This is a genomic window from Streptomyces sp. NBC_00386 (genome assembly GCF_036063235.1).
In the GTDB taxonomy this organism is placed as follows: domain Bacteria; phylum Actinomycetota; class Actinomycetes; order Streptomycetales; family Streptomycetaceae; genus Streptomyces.
The window spans coordinates 3,941,587-3,961,894 of the sequence record NZ_CP107950.1; the positions used below are offsets into that span (position 1 = coordinate 3,941,587).

General features: G+C 70.6%; 17 protein-coding genes and 2 pseudogenes. 10 read left to right on the forward strand and 9 right to left on the reverse strand.

What is annotated here, in order from left to right; all coding sequences use genetic code 11:
* Nucleotides 1-87: 87 nt before the first annotated feature.
* Nucleotides 88-801: pseudogene (locus OG780_RS17100) on the forward strand (serine hydrolase domain-containing protein); the annotation flags it as partial.
* A 91-nt stretch (nt 802-892) separates the two neighbouring features.
* Here OG780_RS17100 and OG780_RS17105 read toward each other — a convergent pair.
* Nucleotides 893-2,599 carry a glycerol-3-phosphate dehydrogenase/oxidase gene (locus OG780_RS17105; protein WP_328449148.1) on the reverse strand — a complete coding sequence of 569 codons (1,707 nt, stop codon included), beginning with the start codon at nt 2,597-2,599 and terminating at the stop codon, nt 893-895.
* Between the two features lie 270 nt (nt 2,600-2,869).
* Between OG780_RS17105 and OG780_RS17110 the strand changes: the two genes are divergently transcribed.
* Together OG780_RS17110 and OG780_RS17115 are read left to right on the forward strand one after the other, a co-directional pair.
* The gene (locus tag OG780_RS17110) at nt 2,870-4,078 is read left to right on the forward strand and encodes a nucleotide sugar dehydrogenase (protein ID WP_328449150.1); all 1,209 of its coding nucleotides are present in this window, start codon (nt 2,870-2,872) and stop codon (nt 4,076-4,078) included.
* A 151-nt stretch (nt 4,079-4,229) separates the two neighbouring features.
* On the forward strand, nt 4,230-4,838 hold the full coding sequence (locus OG780_RS17115) for a hypothetical protein (protein ID WP_328449153.1): 609 nt from the start codon (nt 4,230-4,232) through the stop codon (nt 4,836-4,838).
* Between the two features lie 123 nt (nt 4,839-4,961).
* On the opposite strand, the gene OG780_RS17120 is transcribed toward OG780_RS17115, so the two are convergent.
* The 4 genes from OG780_RS17120 to OG780_RS17135 form a co-directional block, all read right to left on the reverse strand.
* Nucleotides 4,962-6,086 carry a GuaB3 family IMP dehydrogenase-related protein gene (locus OG780_RS17120; protein ID WP_326785992.1) on the reverse strand — a complete coding sequence of 375 codons (1,125 nt, stop codon included), beginning with the start codon at nt 6,084-6,086 and terminating at the stop codon, nt 4,962-4,964.
* Nucleotides 6,087-6,222: 136 nt separating this feature from the next.
* A complete protein-coding gene (gene guaB / locus OG780_RS17125) occupies nt 6,223-7,731 on the reverse strand; it encodes an IMP dehydrogenase (RefSeq protein ID WP_328449156.1) in 1,509 nt (502 codons plus the stop codon).
* A gap of 444 nt (nt 7,732-8,175) precedes the next feature.
* Nucleotides 8,176-8,751 (reverse strand): sigma-70 family RNA polymerase sigma factor, encoded by a 576-nt coding sequence (locus tag OG780_RS17130; protein WP_326785994.1) that lies wholly within the window; start codon nt 8,749-8,751, stop codon nt 8,176-8,178.
* A 432-nt stretch (nt 8,752-9,183) separates the two neighbouring features.
* Nucleotides 9,184-9,795, reverse strand: coding sequence for a response regulator transcription factor (locus OG780_RS17135; protein ID WP_003948568.1), 612 nt, complete (start codon nt 9,793-9,795; stop codon nt 9,184-9,186).
* 389 nt (nt 9,796-10,184) lie between these two features.
* Between OG780_RS17135 and OG780_RS17140 the strand changes: the two genes are divergently transcribed.
* Nucleotides 10,185-10,514 carry a WhiB family transcriptional regulator gene (locus OG780_RS17140; RefSeq protein ID WP_328449157.1) on the forward strand — a complete coding sequence of 110 codons (330 nt, stop codon included), beginning with the start codon at nt 10,185-10,187 and terminating at the stop codon, nt 10,512-10,514.
* A gap of 213 nt (nt 10,515-10,727) precedes the next feature.
* Here the strand turns inward: OG780_RS17140 and OG780_RS17145 are convergent, their stop codons facing one another.
* Nucleotides 10,728-11,624 (reverse strand): LysR family transcriptional regulator, encoded by an 897-nt coding sequence (locus OG780_RS17145; protein ID WP_328449159.1) that lies wholly within the window; start codon nt 11,622-11,624, stop codon nt 10,728-10,730.
* Between the two features lie 79 nt (nt 11,625-11,703).
* Here OG780_RS17145 and OG780_RS17150 point away from each other — a divergent pair, with 79 nt between their 5' ends.
* The 5 genes and pseudogenes from OG780_RS17150 to OG780_RS17170 all read left to right on the forward strand — a co-directional run bounded on the left by OG780_RS17150 (nt 11,704) and on the right by OG780_RS17170 (nt 15,182).
* Nucleotides 11,704-12,372, forward strand: a complete 669-nt coding sequence (locus OG780_RS17150; protein WP_328449161.1) for an MOSC domain-containing protein — start codon at nt 11,704-11,706, stop codon at nt 12,370-12,372.
* A 150-nt stretch (nt 12,373-12,522) separates the two neighbouring features.
* Complete coding sequence (locus OG780_RS17155; RefSeq protein WP_328449163.1) at nt 12,523-13,296, forward strand: SDR family NAD(P)-dependent oxidoreductase; 774 nt, start codon at nt 12,523-12,525, stop codon at nt 13,294-13,296.
* A gap of 157 nt (nt 13,297-13,453) precedes the next feature.
* Nucleotides 13,454-13,747, forward strand: a pseudogene (locus OG780_RS17160) (ester cyclase); the annotation flags it as partial.
* A gap of 646 nt (nt 13,748-14,393) precedes the next feature.
* Nucleotides 14,394-14,567, forward strand: a complete 174-nt coding sequence (locus OG780_RS17165; RefSeq protein WP_328449165.1) for a hypothetical protein — start codon at nt 14,394-14,396, stop codon at nt 14,565-14,567.
* Between the two features lie 165 nt (nt 14,568-14,732).
* Nucleotides 14,733-15,182, forward strand: a complete 450-nt coding sequence (locus tag OG780_RS17170) for a hypothetical protein (protein WP_328449167.1) — start codon at nt 14,733-14,735, stop codon at nt 15,180-15,182.
* 402 nt (nt 15,183-15,584) lie between these two features.
* On the opposite strand, the gene groL is transcribed toward OG780_RS17170, so the two are convergent.
* The 3 genes from groL to OG780_RS17185 form a co-directional block, all read right to left on the reverse strand.
* Nucleotides 15,585-17,210, reverse strand: coding sequence for a chaperonin GroEL (gene groL / locus OG780_RS17175; protein WP_326786024.1), 1,626 nt, complete (start codon nt 17,208-17,210; stop codon nt 15,585-15,587).
* A 155-nt stretch (nt 17,211-17,365) separates the two neighbouring features.
* Nucleotides 17,366-17,674 (reverse strand): co-chaperone GroES, encoded by a 309-nt coding sequence (gene groES / locus OG780_RS17180; RefSeq protein WP_266761820.1) that lies wholly within the window; start codon nt 17,672-17,674, stop codon nt 17,366-17,368.
* A 329-nt stretch (nt 17,675-18,003) separates the two neighbouring features.
* Complete coding sequence (locus tag OG780_RS17185; RefSeq protein WP_328449172.1) at nt 18,004-18,756, reverse strand: polysaccharide deacetylase family protein; 753 nt, start codon at nt 18,754-18,756, stop codon at nt 18,004-18,006.
* Between the two features lie 258 nt (nt 18,757-19,014).
* Between OG780_RS17185 and OG780_RS17190 the strand changes: the two genes are divergently transcribed.
* Nucleotides 19,015-20,208, forward strand: coding sequence for a class I SAM-dependent methyltransferase (locus OG780_RS17190; protein WP_328449174.1), 1,194 nt, complete (start codon nt 19,015-19,017; stop codon nt 20,206-20,208).
* The last annotated feature ends 100 nt before the right edge of the window (nt 20,209-20,308 follow it).

Sequence of the window (20,308 nt, forward strand, 5' to 3'; positions counted from 1 at the left end):
CGGCGCCCCGCACAGGGACGCGCCTCACCATGGGCCGCGACAAGGAAGGACCCCGCGACGCCACCACCCTGGACACTTCGGACGCTTCTGGCCATACCCGTGTCCCTGACGCTGCTCCTGACGGTCCGGGCCGACCCGCCGGGGCAGGCGCCGGCCGCCGCGCGAACGGTCGTCACCCGGGTCCCGGACACCGCGCTCACCCGCCTCGTCACGCGTGGCGGTGCCCCCGCGGCCGCCCTGCTCGCCGACGACCGGTCCGGTTCACGTTTCACGAGCACCGGAAACAGAATTGACCGTTCCGAACATTTCCGTGCCGGGAACATCACCAAATCGTTCATCGCGACGGCCGTCCTGCAACTCGCCGCCGAACACCGGCTGTCCCTGTCCGACTCCGTCGACGGCCAGCTGCCCGGCCTGGTGCGCGGCGCGGGCAACGACGGCCGCCGCATCACCCTGCGCACCCTGCTCCACCACACCAGCGGCCTCTACGACTTCACCACGACGACCCGGGGGCGCCGTCCCCGTGACTCCTCTTCAGGCCCTGCGCATCGCACTCACCCGTCCCCCGGCCGCCCGCGGCCGCTTCGCCCACTCGAACACCGACTACGTGCGGCTCGGCATGATCGTCGAACAGGTCACCGGCCACTCGTACGCCACCGAGGCCGGGCGGCGCATCATCACCCCCCTGCGTCTGACCGGTACTTCGTTCCCCGGTACCCGCACGTGGCCGGCGCGGCGGGTGAGCTGGTGATCACGCCGGCCGACCTGAACCGCTTCTACGCGGCCCTGCTCGCCGCCGAGTTCTGTTCCCGCACCCCGTAGAACGGCCGGGCCGCGGGCAGGGATCCCGGCTCACCACACCCGTTCGGGTGACTCGGGCGGGAAGCGGCGGTCAGAACGGCACGATGTCCGGCGCCCCCAGCCGGGCCGCGTCCGCCGTCAGGTCGTCCGGCTGGCGCTGGGACTCCCGCTCGGCCTCGACCCGCTTCTCGTAGTGCTCCACCTCGCGCTCGATCTGGTCCTTGTCCCAGCCGAGGACCGGGGCCATCAACTCGGCGGCCTCACGGGCGCTGCGGGTGCCCCGGTCGAAGGTCTCGATGGAGATGCGGGTACGCCGGGTCAGGACGTCGTCCAGGTGACGGGCGCCCTCGTGCGAGGCGGCGTAGACGATCTCGGCCCGGAGGTAGTCCTCGGCCGCCGGCAGGGGCGCGCCGAGGGACGGGTCCGCCGCGATGAGGTCGAGGAGCTCCTCGGCGAGCGCCCCGTACCGGTTCAACAGATGCTCCACACGCGCCACGTGGATGCCGGTGCGCGCCGCGATCCGCGCTCGCGCGTTCCACAGCGCCCGGTACCCCTCCGCGCCGAGCAGCGGGGTGTCCTCGGTGACGCATTCGGCGACCCGCTGGTCGAGGCCGTGCACCGCCGCGTCGACCGCGTCCTTGGCCATCACCCGGTAGGTCGTGTACTTGCCGCCGGCCACGACCACGAGTCCGGGCACCGGGTGGGCCACGGTGTGCTCGCGCGACAGCTTGCTGGTGGCGTCCGACTCCCCGGCCAGCAGCGGCCGCAGCCCCGCGTACACGCCTTCGACGTCGTCACGGGTGAGCGGCACGGAGAGCACCGAGTTCACATGCTCCAGCAGATAGTCGATGTCCGCGCTGGACGCGGCCGGATGGGCCTTGTCCAGGTCCCAGTCGGTGTCGGTGGTGCCGATGATCCAGTGGCGGCCCCAGGGGATCACGAACAGCACGGACTTCTCGGTGCGCAGGATCAGGCCCGTCGAGGAGTGGATCCGGTCCTTCGGCACGACCAGGTGGATGCCCTTGGACGCCCGGACGTGGAACTGGCCCCGCTCCCCGACCATGGCCTGGGTGTCGTCGGTCCACACGCCCGTGGCGTTGACGATCTGGCGGGCGCGGACCTCGTACTCGCCGCCGCCCTCGACGTCGCGCACCCTGGCCCCGACCACCCGCTCTCCCTCGCGCAGGAATCCGGTGACCCTCGCGCGGTTGGCGACCTTCGCACCGTACGAAGCGGCCGTGCGCACCAGGGTCGCCACATAGCGGGCGTCGTCCATCTGGGCGTCGTAGTACTGCAGGGCGCCGATCAGCGCGTCCCTCTTCAGGGCCGGTGCGACGCGCAGGGCGTGGCGGCGGCTCAGATGGCGGTGGGCGGGCAGGCCGCGGCCATGACCGCGGGCCATCGACATGGCGTCGTACAACGCGACGCCGGAGCCCGCGTACAGCCGCTCCCAGCCCTTGTGCTGGAGGGGATAGAGGAACGGGACAGGCTTGACCAGGTGCGGCGCGAGCCGTTCGAGGAGCAGGCCCCGCTCCTTCAGTGCCTCGCGGACGAGCGCGAAGTCGAGCATCTCCAGATACCGCAGGCCACCGTGGATCAGCTTGCTGGATCTGCTCGACGTGCCCGACGCCCAGTCACGCGCCTCGACCAGGCCGGTGGACAGACCGCGCGTCGCGGCGTCCAGCGCGGTGCCCGCGCCGACCACGCCCGCGCCCACGACCAGCACGTCCAGCTCACGCTCGGCCATTCCCGCCAGTGACTCGGCGCGCTCCGCCGGCCCCAGTGTCGCTGTCCTCACCGCTGCCTCCCGCTGTAGGTCGCGCTGGCCGCACCGTCCGGCGACGCCCGGCTCACATCCCCCCTGCCCAAAGTCTGACCGTCTCTCCCCTCATCGGCCACCGTCCGCCCTCAGCCTGTGGACAACTCTGGGCGACGCGCAAGGAATCTTGATCGATCAATCCCGTAAATCGGTCATATTTACTCCTAGTCTGACATTGCTCTCGCCCATCCTGTCCACAGGGCTTGCGCACCTGTCCCGCATCGGTTACTGGGAAGGACGGCCCACTCCATGCCCGCAGACCTCGCCGTCATCGGACTCGGTCACCTAGGCCTGCCCCTGGCCCAGGCCGCCGTCGCCGCCGGCATCTCCACCCTCGGCTACAGAACCGGACCGGAAGGCGGCTCCCTCACCCCCGCGGAGCTGCGCCGGATGCTCGCGCGCGGCTTCCGGCCGGCCACGAACCCGGCCGAGCTGGGCCGTGTCCGCACCGCCGTCATCTGCGCACCGACCCCACGGGGCGCGGACGGCACCCTGGACCTCGGCCAGGTGGAGTCGGCGGCCCGCACCCTGGCCGCACGGCTGCGCCCGCACACCACGGTCATCCTGGAATCGCCCGTGCACCCCGGCACCACCGAGGCGTTCCTCCGCCCGCTCCTCGAAACCGGCTCCGGACTGCGCGCCGGGCGCGATTTCCACCTCGCGTACTCGCCCAGCCGGGTCGACCCCGGCAACCGCGACGTCACCCCCGCCGGGACACCGAAGGTCATCGGCGGTCTCACCCCCGCGTGCACCGAGTCGGCAGCCGCCTTCTACGGCCGGCTCACCGACAAGGTCGTCCGCGCGCGCGGCCCCCGCGAGGCGGAGACCGTGCAGGTCCTGGAGACCAACTTCCGGCACGTCAACATCGCGCTCGTCAACGAGATGGCCGTGCTCTGCCACGACCTGGGCGTCGACCTGTGGGACGTCATCCGCTGCGCGGAGACCAAGCCGTTCGGGTTCCAGGCGTTCCGGCCCGGCCCGGGAGTCGGCGGCCACGGGATCTCCCAGGACCTCGGCGGCCCTTCCGGACGCCCGCTGCGGATGGTCGAACTGGCCCGGCAGGTCAACAACCACATGCCCCAGTACGTCATCCAGCGCGCCGCCGCGCTGCTCAACGAGCACGGGAAGTCCGCCCGGGCCGCGCGGGTGCTCCTCCTCGGCGTCACCTACAAGGCCGACATCGCCGACCAACAGGGCTCCCCCGCCCACGAGATCGCCGTACGGCTGATGGAACTCGGCGCGTCCGTCAGCTATCACGACCCGCACGTACCGGCCTGGAGCGTCCTCGGGCGGCCCGTACCGCGCGCGGACTCCCTCTACGAGGCCGCGGCCGACGCCGACCTGACGATCCTGCTCCAGCAACACCGCACCTACGACCTGCAAGGACTGTCCGTGAAGGCCCAACTCCTCCTGGACACAAGGGGGGCGACCCCGACGGGAGCGGCACACCGGCTCTGAGCCGGGGAATTACCTCACCGATTGTCACTCCCCCCTGCTAATCTGCGGCAGCTCTCGCACACTCGTGCGCCCATGCCCCGGGCGTCGACAGGTGTGCGGCGGCACTCCACGCGCACACCGACAGTGCGCCCGCATCCCTGGGGGGAACCACATGAGCCAGTCGACGCCGCCGTCCGGTCCACCGGTCGACAACAACCCGTACGCCGCGGACGCGCCCGCGCCCGCCGGTGCCGCCGCGCCGACCGCGCCCGCCGCTCCGGCCGACCAGCCGCCCGTCCCGCAGCAGGCCTTCCCGCAGGGCGCGCCCCAGCCGGGCTTCCCGGTCGCGCCCTTCGCCCCGGCCGCCCCGGCGCAGGGCAACTTCGCGCTCGGCCTCGTCGCCGCCATCGGCGCCGGCGTGGTCTCCGCGATCCTGTACGGCCTGATCATCGGCCTCACCAAGCACGAGATCGGCTACGCCGCCGTCGGTGTCGGCTTCCTCGTCGGCATCGCCGCGGGCCGCGTCGGCGGCCGCAACCAGACGCTCCCGGTCGTCAGCGTGATCGTGTCCGTCGCCGGGATCTACCTCGGTCAGCTGATCGGCGAGGCCATGATCGGCGCCAAGCAGGTCGGCCTCAGCTTCTCCACCGTCTTCTTCGACCACTTCGACGTGGTCCAGCAGGCATGGAAGGACGAGGCCGACCCGCTGACCTTCGTCTTCTTCGCGATCGCGGCCTACGTGGCGTTCCAGAGCGCCCGCAAGACCGGGCACGGCCACTGAGACGCCGGTCCGGCTGTTCCCGCTCATGAACGGCCGGCAGGACCCGAACACGTGAGAAGGGCCCCACCGAGTCGGTGGGGCCCTTCTCACATGCGGGCGTGAGTGCTGCTGAAGCCGTGGTGGCTACCGCTTGTGCTGCGAGTCCGCGACCGTCACCTCGACGCGCTGGAACTCCTTGAGCTCGCTGTAGCCGGTGGTGGCCATGGCGCGGCGGAGGGCGCCGAAGATGTTCATCGATCCGTCCGGGATGTGCGACGGACCGGTGAGGATCTCCTCGATGGTGCCGACGGTGCCGAGGTCGACCTTCTTGCCGCGCGGCAGCTCCTCGTTCACCGCCTCCATGCCCCAGTGGTGGCCGCGGCCGGGCGCGTCGGTGGCGCGCGCGAGCGGGGAGCCCATCATCACGGAGTCGGCGCCGCAGGCGATGGCCTTGGGGAGGTCGCCGGACCAGCCCACACCGCCGTCGGCGATGACGTGCACGTACCGGCCGCCGGACTCGTCCATGTAGTCGCGGCGGGCCGCGGCGACGTCCGCGACGGCGGTGGCCATCGGGACCTGGATGCCCAGCACGTTGCGCGTGGTGTGCGCGGCACCGCCGCCGAAACCGACCAGGACACCGGCCGCGCCGGTGCGCATCAGGTGCAGCGCCGCGGTGTACGTGGCGCAGCCGCCGACGATCACCGGGACGTCGAGCTCGTAGATGAACTGCTTCAGGTTCAGCGGCTCGGCGGCACCGGAGACGTGCTCGGCCGACACCGTCGTACCGCGGATGACGAAGATGTCCACACCCGCGTCGACGACGGCCTTGGAGAACTGCGCCGTGCGCTGTGGGGAGAGGGCGGCGGCGGTGACGACTCCCGAGTCGCGCACCTCCTTTATGCGCTGCCCGATCAGCTCCTCCTTGATGGGAGCCGCGTAGATCTCCTGGAGACGGCGGGTCGCGGTCTCCGAGTCCATACCGGCGATCTCGTCCAGCAGCGGCTGCGGGTCGTCGTACCGCGTCCAGAGGCCTTCCAGGTTCAGGACACCCAGGCCGCCCAGCTCGCCGATACGGATCGCGGTGGCCGGGGAGACGACCGAGTCCATGGGGGCGGCCAGGAAGGGCAGCTCGAAGCGGTACGCGTCGATCTGCCAGGCGATCGAGACCTCCTTCGGGTCCCGCGTACGGCGGCTCGGGACGACGGCGATGTCGTCGAAGGCGTACGCCCGGCGGCCGCGCTTGCCGCGCCCGATCTCGATCTCAGTCACGTTGTGGCCTTTCCCTCTTCGCTTCTGCGCCTCCCAGTATCCCCGACGCCCACGACAAGGGCGGCCCCGGAAGCTCCGGGACCGCCCTCGTGGCGGTCTCCACGCGCGCGTGGAGACCGTACAGCTGTACGGACGACTACTTGAGGCGGCTGTAGTTCGGCGCCTCGACCGTCATCTGGATGTCGTGCGGGTGGCTCTCCTTGAGGCCCGCCGAGGTGATGCGCACGAACCGGCCGCGGTCCTGGAGCTCGGGCACCGTACGGCCGCCGACGTAGAACATCGACTGGCGCAGACCGCCGACCAGTTGGTGGACGACCGCGGAGAGCGGGCCGCGGTAGGGCACCTGGCCCTCGATGCCCTCGGGGACGAGCTTCTCGTCGGAGGCGACACCCTCCTGGAAGTAGCGGTCCTTGGAGAAGGAGCGCTGCTCGCCACGGGACTGCATGGCACCCAGGGAACCCATGCCGCGGTACGACTTGAACTGCTTGCCGTTGATGAACATCAGCTCGCCCGGGGACTCCTCGCAGCCCGCGAGCAGCGAACCGAGCATCACCGTGTCGGCGCCCGCGACCAGGGCCTTCGCGATGTCGCCGGAGTACTGGAGGCCACCGTCGCCGATGACCGGGACGCCGGCCGCCTTGGCGGCGAGCGACGCCTCGTAGATGGCCGTCACCTGCGGTACGCCGATACCGGCGACGACGCGGGTGGTGCAGATGGAACCGGGGCCGACACCGACCTTGATGCCGTCGACGCCCGCGTCGATGAGGGCCTGCGCGCCGTCACGGGTGGCGATGTTGCCGCCGATGACGTCGATGCCCGAGGAGTTCGACTTGATCTTGGCGACCATGTCGCCGACCAGACGGGAGTGGCCGTGCGCGGTGTCGACGACGATGAAGTCGACGCCGGCCTCGATCAGGGCCTGGGCCCGCTCGAAGGCGTCGCCCGCGACACCGACGGCCGCGCCGACCAGCAGACGGCCCTCGCCGTCCTTGGCCGCGTTCGGGTACTTCTCCGCCTTGACGAAGTCCTTGACGGTGATGAGGCCCTTGAGGACGCCCGCGTCGTCGACCAGCGGAAGCTTCTCGATCTTGTGGCGGCGCAGCAGCTGCATCGCGTCGCCGCCCGAGATGCCGACCTTGCCGGTGACCAGCGGCATGGGCGTCATGACCTCGCGCACCTGGCGCGAGCGGTCGGTCTCGAAGGCCATGTCGCGGTTGGTGACGATGCCGAGCAGCTTGCCTCCGCCGTCCGTGACCGGCACACCGGAGATCCGGAACTTGGCGCAGATCGCGTCGGCCTCGCCGAGCGTGGCGTCCGGGTGCACGGTGATCGGGTCGGTCACCATGCCGGACTCGGAGCGCTTCACCAGGTCGACCTGGTTGGCCTGGTCCTCGATGGACAGGTTGCGGTGCAGAACACCGACGCCGCCCTGACGGGCCATCGCGATCGCCATACGCGATTCGGTGACCTTGTCCATGGCGGCGGAGAGCAGCGGGATGTTGACCCGGACGTTCTTCGAGATGTGCGAGGCGGTGTCGATCTGGTCGGGCGCCATGTCCGACGAGCCCGGCAGCAGCAGCACGTCGTCGTAGGTCAGCCCGAGTGTCGCGAATTTGGCGGGCACTCCGTCGACGTTGGCAGTCATGACACCTTCCCCAAATGGCCTTGATCGGTGCGGATGTCCATGCTAACGGGAAGCATGGCTCTCTCATTCCACGGTTGAGGGTGGGCTTCGGCTTCGTATGTTCGTACGGGATGACGGTCGTTCCCGTTCAGACCCGTACCCGGAGAAGGGCCCGGAGCCCGCTCGGGCAGCCCGGCCGGGGTGGGCCGACGCCGGCCGGCACCCCGCCCCGCCCGCGAAGGGCGCCACGCAGCCGTCCCGGCCTGCCGGATCGACGCCGTCGGGGTCCGCCAACTTTTGCCTGCAATTTGCGGAGGAAAAGGGCTCCGGCGCGCGGGGCGCCGGCTGACCGCGGTGACCGGTATCACCGGAACGTGTCCTGCCGGCAGAGACGCGACGGGTGCGACGGACACGACGGGACCGCGCCACCCCGGCCACGGCGTCACCGTGACCGGACCCGGATCCCTACTGCTCCGCCAGTGCCCGCAGCCGGCTGAGCGCACGGTGCTGGGCCACCCGGACGGCACCCGGTGACATGCCCAGCATCTGGCCGGTCTCCTCCGCCGTGAGGCCCACCGCGATGCGCAGAAGGAGCAGCTCGCGCTGGTTCTCGGGAAGGTTGGCCATGAGTTTCTTCGCCCATTCGGCGTCGCTGCTGAGCAGCGCGCGCTCCTCGGGGCCGAGGGAGTCGTCGGGCCGCTCCGGCATCTCGTCGGACGGGACGACCGTGGACCCCGGATGGCGCATCGCGGCACGCTGGAGGTCGGCGACCTTGTGCGCGGCGATCGCGAACACAAACGCCTCGAACGGGCGCCCGGTGTCCTTGTAGCGCGGCAGCGCGAGGAGCACCGCGACACAGACCTCCTGCGCCAGGTCCTCCACGAAGTGCCGCGCGTCCCCCGGGAGCCGGGACAGACGGGCGCGGCAGTAACGCAGCGCGAGCGGGTGTACGTGGGCGAGCAGGTCGTGCGTGGCCTGTTCGTCACCGTCGACCGCGCGAAGGACGAGCGCACCGATCCCCGTCGTCTCGTCTTCACGCATCGGTCCATGGTGCCTCGACGTCGTCCTGTCCGTGGCACCGCGTCCATAGTTGTGCACCGAAGCGTTATGAGCAGGTGCGCCGGAACTCATCTCCTGCGCCCTCCCCTTCCGCTCGACCGACTTGTCCCCAAGGAACTCCACACCTCAAGGATGCGGCATCCGCCGGGAAACGGAGTCCGGACACCGAGGAGGCTCTCTCCGAGGCCCCTGCCCCACCCGCCGTCCGGCGGGCAGGGACTGCTGCCGTCGTACCCGCGAGGCGGTTCGCCCAAGGGCTCTCCCGTGGTCCCCGGCGGGCGCGCGATGACAGCGAACGCACCTCGCCGCTTCGCCGGACCGCGCGGGCATGCCTCGTACGAGGACGGCCCTTTGCCGTGCGACGCCGCACGTCGGACGGCGCGCGCCGATCCACCCCGGACCACGGGCCACCCCTCAGCGAACCAGGCCCCACCGGAATCCGAGCGCGACCGCGTGCGCCCGGTCCGAGGCGCCGAGCTTCTTGAAGAGCCGCCGTGCGTGGGTCTTGACCGTGTCCTCGGAGAGGAACAGCTCACGGCCGATCTCCGCGTTGGAGCGTCCGTGGCTCATTCCTTCGAGCACCTGGATCTCCCGCGCGGTGAGCGTGGGCGCGGCGCCCATCTCCGCCGAACGCAGTCTGCGCGGCGCGAGCCGCCACGTCGGGTCGGCGAGCGCCTGGGTCACCGTGGCGCGCAGTTCCGCCCGCGAGGCGTCCTTGTGGAGATAGCCGCGGGCGCCGGCGGCGACGGCGAGCGCCACACCGTCCAGGTCCTCGGCGACGGTGAGCATGATGATGCGCGCACCGGGGTCGGCGGACAGCAGCCGCCTGACCGTCTCCACGCCGCCCAATCCGGGCATACGTACGTCCATCAGAATCAAATCCGAACGGTCGGCTCCCCAGCGGCGGAGGACTTCCTCGCCGTTGGCCGCCGTCGTCACGCGCTCGACACCGGGCACGGTCGCGACCGCGCGGCGGAGCGCCTCTCGGGCAAGCGGGGAGTCGTCGCAGACGAGGACGGATGTCATGACCGTCCTCCGCAGCTGATGCGCGTCACCTTGAGCCTCCAGGCTGTTACGAATCGTCACCTGTGCGGTCGACACTCGCAGGCGGATATGACCGCCTACCCGAGCGCTTGTTCCTTCAACCGCCTCAGCCATCTCAACGATGGTCACTCGAAAGAGTTACGGGGCGGTCGGCCGTCATCGGCACTGTACGTGAGGGCGCGGACACGGTGGAGACATGCGCGCCGACCCTCAACGTTTCATCACAACCCATGCCCCATTCAGCCTGTTTTCTTCCCATTTGCTGGTGTCTGAGACTAGATTCGCAATGAGTCATATTTTCATCTCCTTAGATCGTAGATGTACGGTCGGTGGGCACAGAGCAGCCCAGAACGGCAGCAAGGGGACACGCAATGGCAGATTTCTCCCGCCTTCCCGGTCCGAACGCGGACCTCTGGGACTGGCAGCTCCTCGCGGCCTGCCGAGGGGTCGACAGCTCGCTCTTCTTCCACCCGGAGGGTGAGCGTGGTGCGGCACGGAGCGCTCGTGAGAACTCGGCCAAAGAGGTCTGCATGAGATGCCCGGTACGCGCGGAGTGCGCGGCACACGCGCTCGCGGTGCGCGAACCGTACGGCGTATGGGGCGGACTGACCGAGGACGAGCGTGAAGAGCTCATGGGACGGGCACGCAACCGACTGGTCTCGGCGGCGGCCACAGGAAACGCTTCCGCCTCGAACAGCTGAAGGAACGTTCCTGCCCTGAAGGCGCGTACGAGCTGAGTACGTACGGGTCGGAGGTACACGGTACGTACGGGCCTGTGCGCACAAACCGGGGTGCGTACGAGGAGACGCGCACGGCGCATGCGGGGAACACAGGACGTGCAGGGAAACAGTGCAGGGAAACACAGGAGGAGTTGAGCCCGTCCGTGACGGCCCGGCTCCCCAGCGGGCGAACCGCTAGCGGGCCGCCGCCCGTGCCAGCCGGTCCAGCGTCGCGGCCACCGCCGGCACCTCGGCGAGGTCGGGGAGGGTGAGGGCGACGATCTCGCGGCGCACCGCGGGCTCCACCGTCACGGTCCGGGCCCCCTTCGGACGTACGGACTCGATCGCGAGTTCCGGCAGGACGGCGACGCCGAGTCCCGCGCCCACGAGCCCCACCACCGCCGGATAGTCGTCGGTGGCGAAGTCGATGCGAGGCTCGAAACCGGCACCGCGGCAGACCTCGACGAGCTGGCCGCGGCAGCGCGGGCAGCCCGCGATCCACGACTCACCGGCGAAATCGCCGATCGAGACGGACTCCGCGCGCGCGAGCGGGTGCCGCTCGGGCACCAGGCCGACAAGTCGGTCCATCAGCAGGGGCCGTACGACGAGGTCGTCCCATTCCTCGGCGCCCGGAGCGCTCTCGTAGCGGAAGGCGAGCGCGATGTCGCAGTCACCGGCCCTGAGCTTCTCGACGGACTCGGGCGGTTCGGCCTCCTCCAGGGAGACACGGGTGCCCGGGTGGGCCGCGCGCAGCGCGGCGAGGGCCGTGGGAACGAGGGTGGAACTGCCGCTGGGGAAGGAGACCAGCCGGACGCGGCCCGCCCGCAGCCCGGCGATCGCGGCGACCTCCTCCTCCGCCGCCGTGAGGCCGGCCAGGATGCTCGCCGCGTGCTTGACCAGAGCCTCACCTGCCTGGGTGAGGCGCATCTCGCGGCCCGTCCTGACGAGCAGCGGGGTGCCCACGGAGGACTCCAGGGCCTTCATCTGCTGGCTGACGGCGGGCTGGGTGCAGCCCAGCTCACGGCCCGCCGCCGAGAAGGATCCGGTGGTGGCGACGGCGCGCAGAACGCGGAGATGACGAGCCTCGATCACCCTTCGAGCATAAGCGCGTCTTGGGTGTGGCGCCGAATATCACGTCGACGCTTTGACCTGTATCGCCTAGCTTGATGGCATGAAGCTTCTGTCAGTGAACCTGGGCCGGGCACGGGCCGTCCCGTACACGGACCAGCCGGAGGGCGTGACCGGCATCGACAAGCGGCCGGTCGACGGTCCGGTCCGCGTGACGGCACCGGGGCCCAAGGGGACCGGCGGAAGCGGACTGGCCGGGGACGCCGTGTGCCACCTGCGCCATCACGGCGGTGACGACCAGGCGGTGTACGCGGTGGCGCGCGAGGACCTCGACGACTGGGAGCGTGAGCTCGGCCGGACGCTGCCGAACGGCGGGTTCGGCGAGAACCTCACGACGCTGGGGCTCGACGTGTCCGGCGCGCTGATCGGTGAGCGCTGGCGGATGGGTTCCGGCCTCGTCCTCGAGGTCACCTGCGGGCGCATCCCGTGCCGCACCTTCCAGGAGCACCTCGGCGAGAAGGGCTGGGTCAGACGGTTCACGCACCGGGGTGCGCCGGGCGCGTATCTGCGGGTGATCGAGCCCGGTGAGATCCGCTCCGGGGACCCGGTCGAGATCGTGCACCGGCCCGGCCACGATGTCACCGTCGCCGTCCAGTTCCGCGCCGCGACGACCGAACGGAAGCTGCTGCCGAGACTGTTGGCGGCGGGTGAGGCCCTGCACCCGGAGTCGCTGGCGGAGGCGCGGGAGTACGTGGCGAAGTACGGCGGATAGGGGCGGCCCGGGCACCGTCCGCGGCGATGTCCGTGCCGTGTTCACGGTGTGCCCGCGTATGTGGGGCCTGGTGCGAGGTACCTACGGAGCGCGGGCGGGCGGTCGGCCGCACCGGGGGCGGGGGTCGCGGCCGGTCACTACCCTTGCGCCATGACAACGGCTCTGATTACGGGATCGACCGCGGGGATCGGTGCCGCCTTCGCGCGGCGGCTCGCGGCGGACGGGCACAACCTCGTGCTGGTGGCGCGGGACACGAAGCGGCTGCACGAGCAGGCGACCGAGCTGCACGACCGGCACGGCATCGAGGCGGAGGTGCTCACCGCGGACCTGGCGACGGACGAGGGCATCGAGGAGGTCGCCGCCCGGCTGTCCGACCGCAAGAACCCGGTCGACCTGCTGGTCAACAACGCCGGCTTCGGCAACAAGGGCCGCTATCTGGACGTGTCGATGGCGGACGAGCTGAAGATGCTCAAGGTGCACTGCGAGGCGGTGCTCCGGCTGACGTCGGCGGCGACCGAGGCGATGCGGGAGCGCGGCCGGGGCGGCGTCGTCAACGTGGCGTCGGTCGCGGCGTTCGTGCCGCGGGGTACGTACGGGGCGTCGAAGGCGTGGGTCGTGCAGTTCACGCAGGGCGCGGCGAAGGACCTCGCGGGCAGCGGGGTGCGGCTGATGGCGCTGGCCCCGGGCTTCGTGCGCACCGAGTTCCACGAGCGGGCCGGCATGGGCACGGACAACATCCCGAACTGGATGTGGCTGGACGCCGACAAGCTGGTCTCGGCGGCCCTTGCCGACCTGGCCCGCGGAAGGACCCTGTCGGTCCCGGACCCGCGCTACAAGGTGCTCATGGGCGTGGTGAAGGTGACGCCGCGTGCGCTGCTGGGCGGGATCTCGTCGAAGACCGGGCGGAAGTACGGACCTCAGTGAAGCGGGGACCGGGTGAAGCGGGGACCCGGCAGAGCGGATCGAGTGGGCCTCGGGAGGCTCGGGGCGGGCGCTCGCGATGATCGTGCAGTGGGTGGTGCCGCCCCTCCGGTGAGAGGATTGAGGTGATTCGACCGGAGCGAGAGCCGGAGGCGGCGCCATGACTTTCGTACAGCTGATTGACGGCAGAACCAGTCGGTTCGACGAGATGAACCAGCTGATGGACACCTGGGTCGAGAAGACCAACGGCAAACGGACCGCGACGCGCGGAGTCATCGGCAAGGACCGATCCGACGCGAACCACTTCGTGGAGATCGTGGAGTTCCCGTCGTACGAGGAGGCGATGAAGAACTCGAAGATGCCGGAGACCGAGAAGATCTTCCAGGAGATGGTGGCGCTCTGCGACGGGATGCCGACCTTCACGGACCTGGACGTGGTGCGCGACGACAAGCTCTGAGCCTTGGGCATCCGCCGGTTCCGCAGGAGCGTCGGGGGCTGACGACCGTACGGCCGGGTGGCTCCGATGACCGTCTCGGCCGCTCTGGAGGGCTGGTCCCCCGGATTCCATAGATCCACCAAGTCGGTGGCCCACTGGCCGGCGCCAGTTCCGCGGCACGGCGGCGCCGGGCGCGGTCGGCCGGCTGCTCGCCGGACTTCTGCGGGTTCGGCAGCCGCGCCGTGATCGGCATGGGCCTTACGGGCCGGGGCCTGTACGGCTTGCGGCGGTGGGACGGTTCCGGTCGTCGGCGGTCGGAGGCGTGGTTGGAGGACACCTGCCGCGGGGCCGTCCTGTGCTCCGCGGCCTTCCTCTGTACGACGCCGCCCCGGTCGAGGGTGTGCCGGAGGTCGGCGACGAGCCGCCCGGGAAGCCCTCGCGGGGGCTGACCGCCGTCGAAGAACGCGCCGGCCAGGTCGACGCGGTACCGCCGGTGGTCCCACCCGTAACGGCTCGCACAGTCCTGGGCGAGCCCGCGCAGGGCCGCCCGCATCCGCGCGTACGAGACCTCGTGTCCGTTCAGGCTGTAGGACGTCCGCCTGCGCGCGGCCTCGATGGCGTTCCCCGGACAGGGGTTCGGGGGATCTTCGGCGCCGGACACGCGATGAGCGCTCACCGCGTGGCGGGCCATCTGATGCGCATCGGGCACCTCGGCAAAGAGGCGAGCACGGAAGCGAAAGCCGCCTACCGGGAGGATCACGCACGAGCCGGTCTGGCGGGACCTCACGTACTGCCCCGCGGCTACACCTACGTCCGTGAGCACGAGCGGGGGATGTAGCGCGTCCGAGTCGTGGTCGAGCCTCCTTCGACGCCCTGACCACGCCGAACAACCTCATCGCGGCAGGCCGGGCCCGGCTCGTGCTCGGCACGGCGAAGGAAGGCGTGATCCTTCCCAGTCTTTTCCCGCCGGACGAACTCAGGGAATACTGCCGGGGATTCGCGGATGTCCTCGGACCTGGAGGACCGCAACCGGGCGAAGTACCTCGCCGACCAGCAACGTTCGTTCCGTCAGGAGTCCTCCGTGCCGAGCTGGACCGTGCTCGTGGTCCTCGTGGGCCTGGTGTGCCTCAGATCCTCCGGGACGTCACGCCCCCTGAACATCATCCTCGGATGCGTGATCGTCAGTGTTCCCTCGTTCCTTCTGGGCGAGGCAGAGGTTCTGCTGGCCGATCCGGCACGTATGTGCGCGCCGGCCGCGCCGGTCATGGAGGAATGGGACTGGTACGAGGACCAGTTCCTGCCTCCGCGCGCGACCTGTCACTGGAACGACGGACGGACCGAGGACCTCGTCTCCCCCTGGATCAGCCCCGCGTTCCTCATCGGTTTCGGGCTGATCGCCGTGTGCCTGGTCACGCTCGCGGTCACCCACTACCGGAAGGGACACCAAATGTGAGTGACACCGCCGACGAAGCGACCGGAACGGCCGAACAGTGCGGCCCGCAGCCCGCACAGGCCTCTGCGTAATGGTCACTCAGTAGTGGTAGCGAGCCTTGATGATCACGATTTCCTTCTCGGTGGCCCGGTAGACCAGCCGGTGTGTGCCCGCCGATGCCGCCGCCCGTGTCCCACCCGTATGCCGGTCCGTCTCGACGGGGAACTCCTGCGGCAGCAGTTCCCGGAAGGCGCCCCCGCGTGACCAGGCAAGACGTTCCTGACGTCAAAGACGCGTCGGCGCGCCCGCCGGACAGCACTTCGCCCCGCCGCGGTGCGGCGGGGCGAAGCGGTCAAGCGCTGTTCGACGAACGGCGTCCCTTGAGGGGCATCGGCCCCGTCCTCAGGGAGTTCCCGCTGTACGTCAGTGGGAGTGCCCGTGGCCGCCGTGGCCGGCGTCGCCCTCGTCCTCGGCCGGCTTCTCGACGACCAGGGTCTCGGTCGTCAGGAGCAGGGAGGCGATGGAGGCGGCGTTCTCCAGGGCGGAGCGGGTGACCTTGACCGGGTCGATGACGCCGGCCTTGACCAGGTCGCCGTACTCGCCGGTGGCGGCGTTGAAGCCCTGGCCCTTGTCGAGCTCGGCGACCTTGGCGGTGATGACGTAACCCTCCAGGCCGGAGTTCTCGGCGATCCAGCGCAGCGGCTCGACGGCGGCGCGGCGGACGACCGCGACACCCGTGGCCTCGTCGCCGGTCTTGCCGAGGTTGCCCTCGAGGACCTTCACGGCGTGGACGAGCGCGGAGCCACCACCGGAGACGATGCCCTCCTCGACCGCGGCGCGGGTCGCGGAGATGGCGTCCTCCAGACGGTGCTTCTTCTCCTTGAGCTCCACCTCGGTGGCGGCGCCGACCTTGATCACGCACACGCCGCCGGCCAGCTTCGCGAGGCGCTCCTGGAGCTTCTCGCGGTCCCAGTCGGAGTCGGTGTTCTCGATCTCGGCCTTGATCTGGTTGACGCGGCCGACGACCTCGTCGCTGCTGCCGGCACCGTCGACGATCGTGGTGTCGTCCTTGGTGACGGTCACGCGGCGGGCGCTGCCGAGCACGTCCAGGCCGACCTGGTCGAGCTTGAGGCCGACCTCCTCGGCGATGACCTGACCACCGGTGAGGGTGGCGATGTCGCCGAGCATGGCCTTGCGGCGGTCACCGAAGCCGGGGGCCTTCACGGCGACGGCGTTGAACGTGCCGCGGATCTTGTTCACGACCAGGGTCGACAGGGCTTCGCCCTCGACGTCCTCGGCGATGATCAGCAGCGGCTTGGAGGCGTTCGACTGGATGACCTTCTCCAGCAGCGGCAGCAGGTCCTGGATGGAGCTGATCTTGCCCTGGTGGATGAGGATGTACGGGTCGTCGAGGACGGCCTCCATACGCTCCTGGTCGGACACCATGTACGGGGACAGGTAGCCCTTGTCGAAGGCCATGCCCTCGGTGAAGTCCAGCTCCAGACCGAAGGTGTTGGACTCCTCGACGGTGATGACACCGTCCTTGCCGACCTTGTCCATCGCCTCGGCGATGAGCTCGCCGACCTGGCTGTCCTGCGCGGAGAGCCCGGCCACGGCGGCGATGTCGGACTTGTCGTCGATCGGGCGGGCCGTCGCGAGGAGCTCCTCGGAGACGGCCTTGACCGCGGCGTCGATGCCCTTCTTGAGCAGCGCCGGGGAGGCACCCGCGGCGACGTTCTTCAGGCCCTCGCGCACGAGCGCCTGGGCCAGCACGGTGGCGGTGGTCGTACCGTCACCCGCGATGTCGTTGGTCTTGGTCGCCACCTCCTTCACCAGCTGGGCGCCGAGGTTCTCGAACGGGTCCTCGACCTCGACCTCACGGGCGATGGTCACGCCGTCGTTGGTGATGGTGGGGGCGCCGAACTTCTTGTCGATGACGACGTTGCGGCCCTTGGGGCCGATCGTCACCTTCACCGTGTCGGCAAGCTTGTTGACGCCGCGCTCAAGGGCGCGACGGGCGTCCTCGTCGAACTTCAGGATCTTCGCCATGGGAGCGGTTCAGCCCTCTCGGAAAACTTGGGAGAAACGAACGGCGCCCCCAGCGCCCGGTTCATCGAAAGTAGCGGGGGCCAGGGGCGCAGTTCACTGCAATGCTTGGTGCGGGGTTGTCCGGGGGAAGCCCCCGAACGCCCTTACCGGGTGAATTACTTCTCGATGATCGCGAGCACGTCGCGAGCCGAGAGGACGAGGTACTCCTCGCCGTTGTACTTCACCTCGGTGCCGCCGTACTTGCTGTAGAGAACGATGTCGCCGACGGCGACGTCGAGCTCGACACGCTTGCCGTCCTCGATGCGACCCGGGCCCACGGCCAGGACGACGCCCTCCTGGGGCTTCTCCTTGGCCGTGTCCGGGATGACCAGGCCGGAGGCCGTGGTCTGCTCGGCGTCGAGCGGCTGGACCACAATGCGGTCCTCAAGCGGCTTGATGGCAACCTTGGAGCTGGTGGTCGTCACGATCCGACCTCCCCCTTCGGAGATCTCACGGGGTTAACTGTCTGAGGTGGCGACCAGGTGGATCCGTCGTCGCGGGTGCCGGATCTGCCCGTCGCTATTGGCACTCTCCAGGGGGGAGTGCCAGACCTGAGACTATGACTGTGATTAGCACTCGGTCAAGCGGAGTGCCAAAGGCAGTCGGCGTGGCGTGGGCCGGAACGTGCCGGACCGCACCGAATGGACGCTTCCCCGGGGGCAACTCTCCGGTCGCTCCGGCGGCAGCTCTCCCGTCGACCCGGGGCAACTCTCCGGTCGCCCCCCCCGGGGGGCAGCTCTCCGGTCGGCGCCTTCTAGAGGTAGTTCTCCAGCCGCGCCAGGGTGAAGCCCTCGCGCTGGATCCGGCGGAGCAGGCGGAGCGTGGCGCCCGTGAGATCGGGTTCGGCGGGGCCGGAGAGGATGTCGCCCGGCCGGAGCGGGTGCGCGTCGGCCGTCCTGCCGAGGACGATCGCGGCGACCCCGCAGTCGGCGGCGGCGCGCAGGGTGGTGTCGTCGTACCGGCCGTACGGGGGCCGCAGCAGCCGGGGCCGGACGCCGAAGCGCCGCGTGAGCTTGTCCTGCTGTCCGCAGATCTCGGCACGCTGGCCGGCGTAGGGCAGACCGCGCAGCGTGGCGTGGTCGAGGGTGTGGTTCTGGACGCTCGCGCCGACCGCGCGCAGCCGGGCGAAGCGCCCGTAGCCGGGGCCGGCGACCCGGTCCGTGAGGAACACGCTGACCGGCAGGCGCAGTTCGCGGACCATGTCGGCGAACCGCGGATCGCGCTCCGCCCCGTCGTCGTACGTCAGGAAGACCACCTTGTCGCGGGTGCGCACCTGGTTCACGACGGGCGGCAGTCCGGTGTCCGCGGTGCGCGCGGTGGTCCGCTCGGGCACGTCCGGCGCGGGGGTGAGCGGGGTGGCCAGACCCCAACGGCGGTACGCCGACTCCGTCGGGTGCACCCGCTGGGCCGCCTTCTTGCCGAGCCGTTCGATGGGGTCGACGGACTGCGCGCAGCCGCTGAGCAGTACCGCCACGAGCAGCCCGGCGGCCGGCACCCGCACCCTCACGGGTAGTCCTCCAGGCGCGCGACCGCGTACCCCTGGCCGGCGCGCCGGGCCTGGGGCAGGCTCAGCCTGTCCGCGCAGGCGGCGAGGGCGAGGGCGGGCACGCCGACTCCCCGGCGCGCACCATCCCCGTTTGCGCCGGTTTTATCATTTTGTCGTACGTGTCGCATGGAGCCGGATCCTCCCAGCTCACCGCCCCCGCGAGGGCCCCGACACCGCCGCCGGAAGCACACCGTCCACCGACTGGCCCACAATGGCCGGGTGAACGACGTCTCCTTCGCCCCGCTCCTCACCGCCGAGGGCCGCGCCCTGCTCGACGAGGTCCGCGCCACCGAACCGGCACAGGAACTGGCCGTCGCCACCCGGCTGCGCCGCGACCACCCCGCCGAACTGGTCTCGGCGGCCCTCGGCCAGGCACGGCTGCGGCAACGGGCGGTGGCGAAGTTCGGCGCCGAGGACGCCGGACGGATGTTCTTCACCCCGAACGGGGTCGAGCAGTCCACCCGGACGACCGTGGCCGTACACCGGGCCGAGCGGCTGCGCGCGCTGGGGGTCCGCTCCGTCGCCGACCTGTGCTGCGGCATCGGCGGCGACGCCATCGCGCTGGCCCGCGCCGGAATCCGCGTCCTGGCCGTCGACCGCGACCCCCTGACGGCCGCCGCCGCCCGCGCGAACGCCGACGCGCTGGGGCTCACGGACCTGATCGAGGTACGCGAGACGGATGTGACGCAGGTGGACACCACGTCGTACGACGCCGTCTTCGTGGACCCGGCGCGCCGGGGCGGCCGGGGCCGGATCTTCGACCCCGAGGCGTACTCGCCGCCGCTGTCCTGGGCGGTCGGGGCGGCCTTGCGCGCTCCGGTCGCCGCACTGAAGATCGCCCCCGGGATCCCGCACGAGGCGGTCCCCGCCGAGGCGGAGGCCGAGTGGATCTCGGACGGCGGGGACGTGAAGGAGGCGGTGCTCTGGTTCGGCACGGAGCCGGGCCTGGTGCGCGCCACCCTGCTGCCGGGCCCGCGCGAACTGCGCGGCCGCGGCCTGCCGGACCCGGCGGTCAGGACCGTCGGACGCTATCTGTACGAGCCGGACGGCGCCGTCATCCGCGCGCACCTGGTCGCCGAGGTGGCCGAGGACCTGGACGGCGGGCTGGTCGACGAGACGATCGCCTATGTCACGGCGGACGAACTGCGCCCGACGCCGTTCGCCTCCGCCTACGAGATCACCGATCAACTCCACTTCAACGTAAAGAAGTTGAAGGCGCTGCTGCGGGAGCGGGAAGTCGGCGTGCTGACCGTGAAGAAGCGCGGGTCGGCCGTCGAGCCGGAGGAACTGCGGCGCAAGGTGAAACCGCAGGGCCCGCACTCCGCGACGGTGTTCCTGACCCGGGTGGCGGGCGCCCCGACCATGCTGGTGGGGGCACCCGCCAAGCCGCCTACTGCTGGTGGCGGGTGCTGAGCGGACCCAGGTCCGGCCCGGTGACGGACCGCGGCGCCGTGCCCGTCCGCACCGCCGAGGCGCCCGCGGCCGGCCCGGCGACGGAGGACGAACTCGCCAT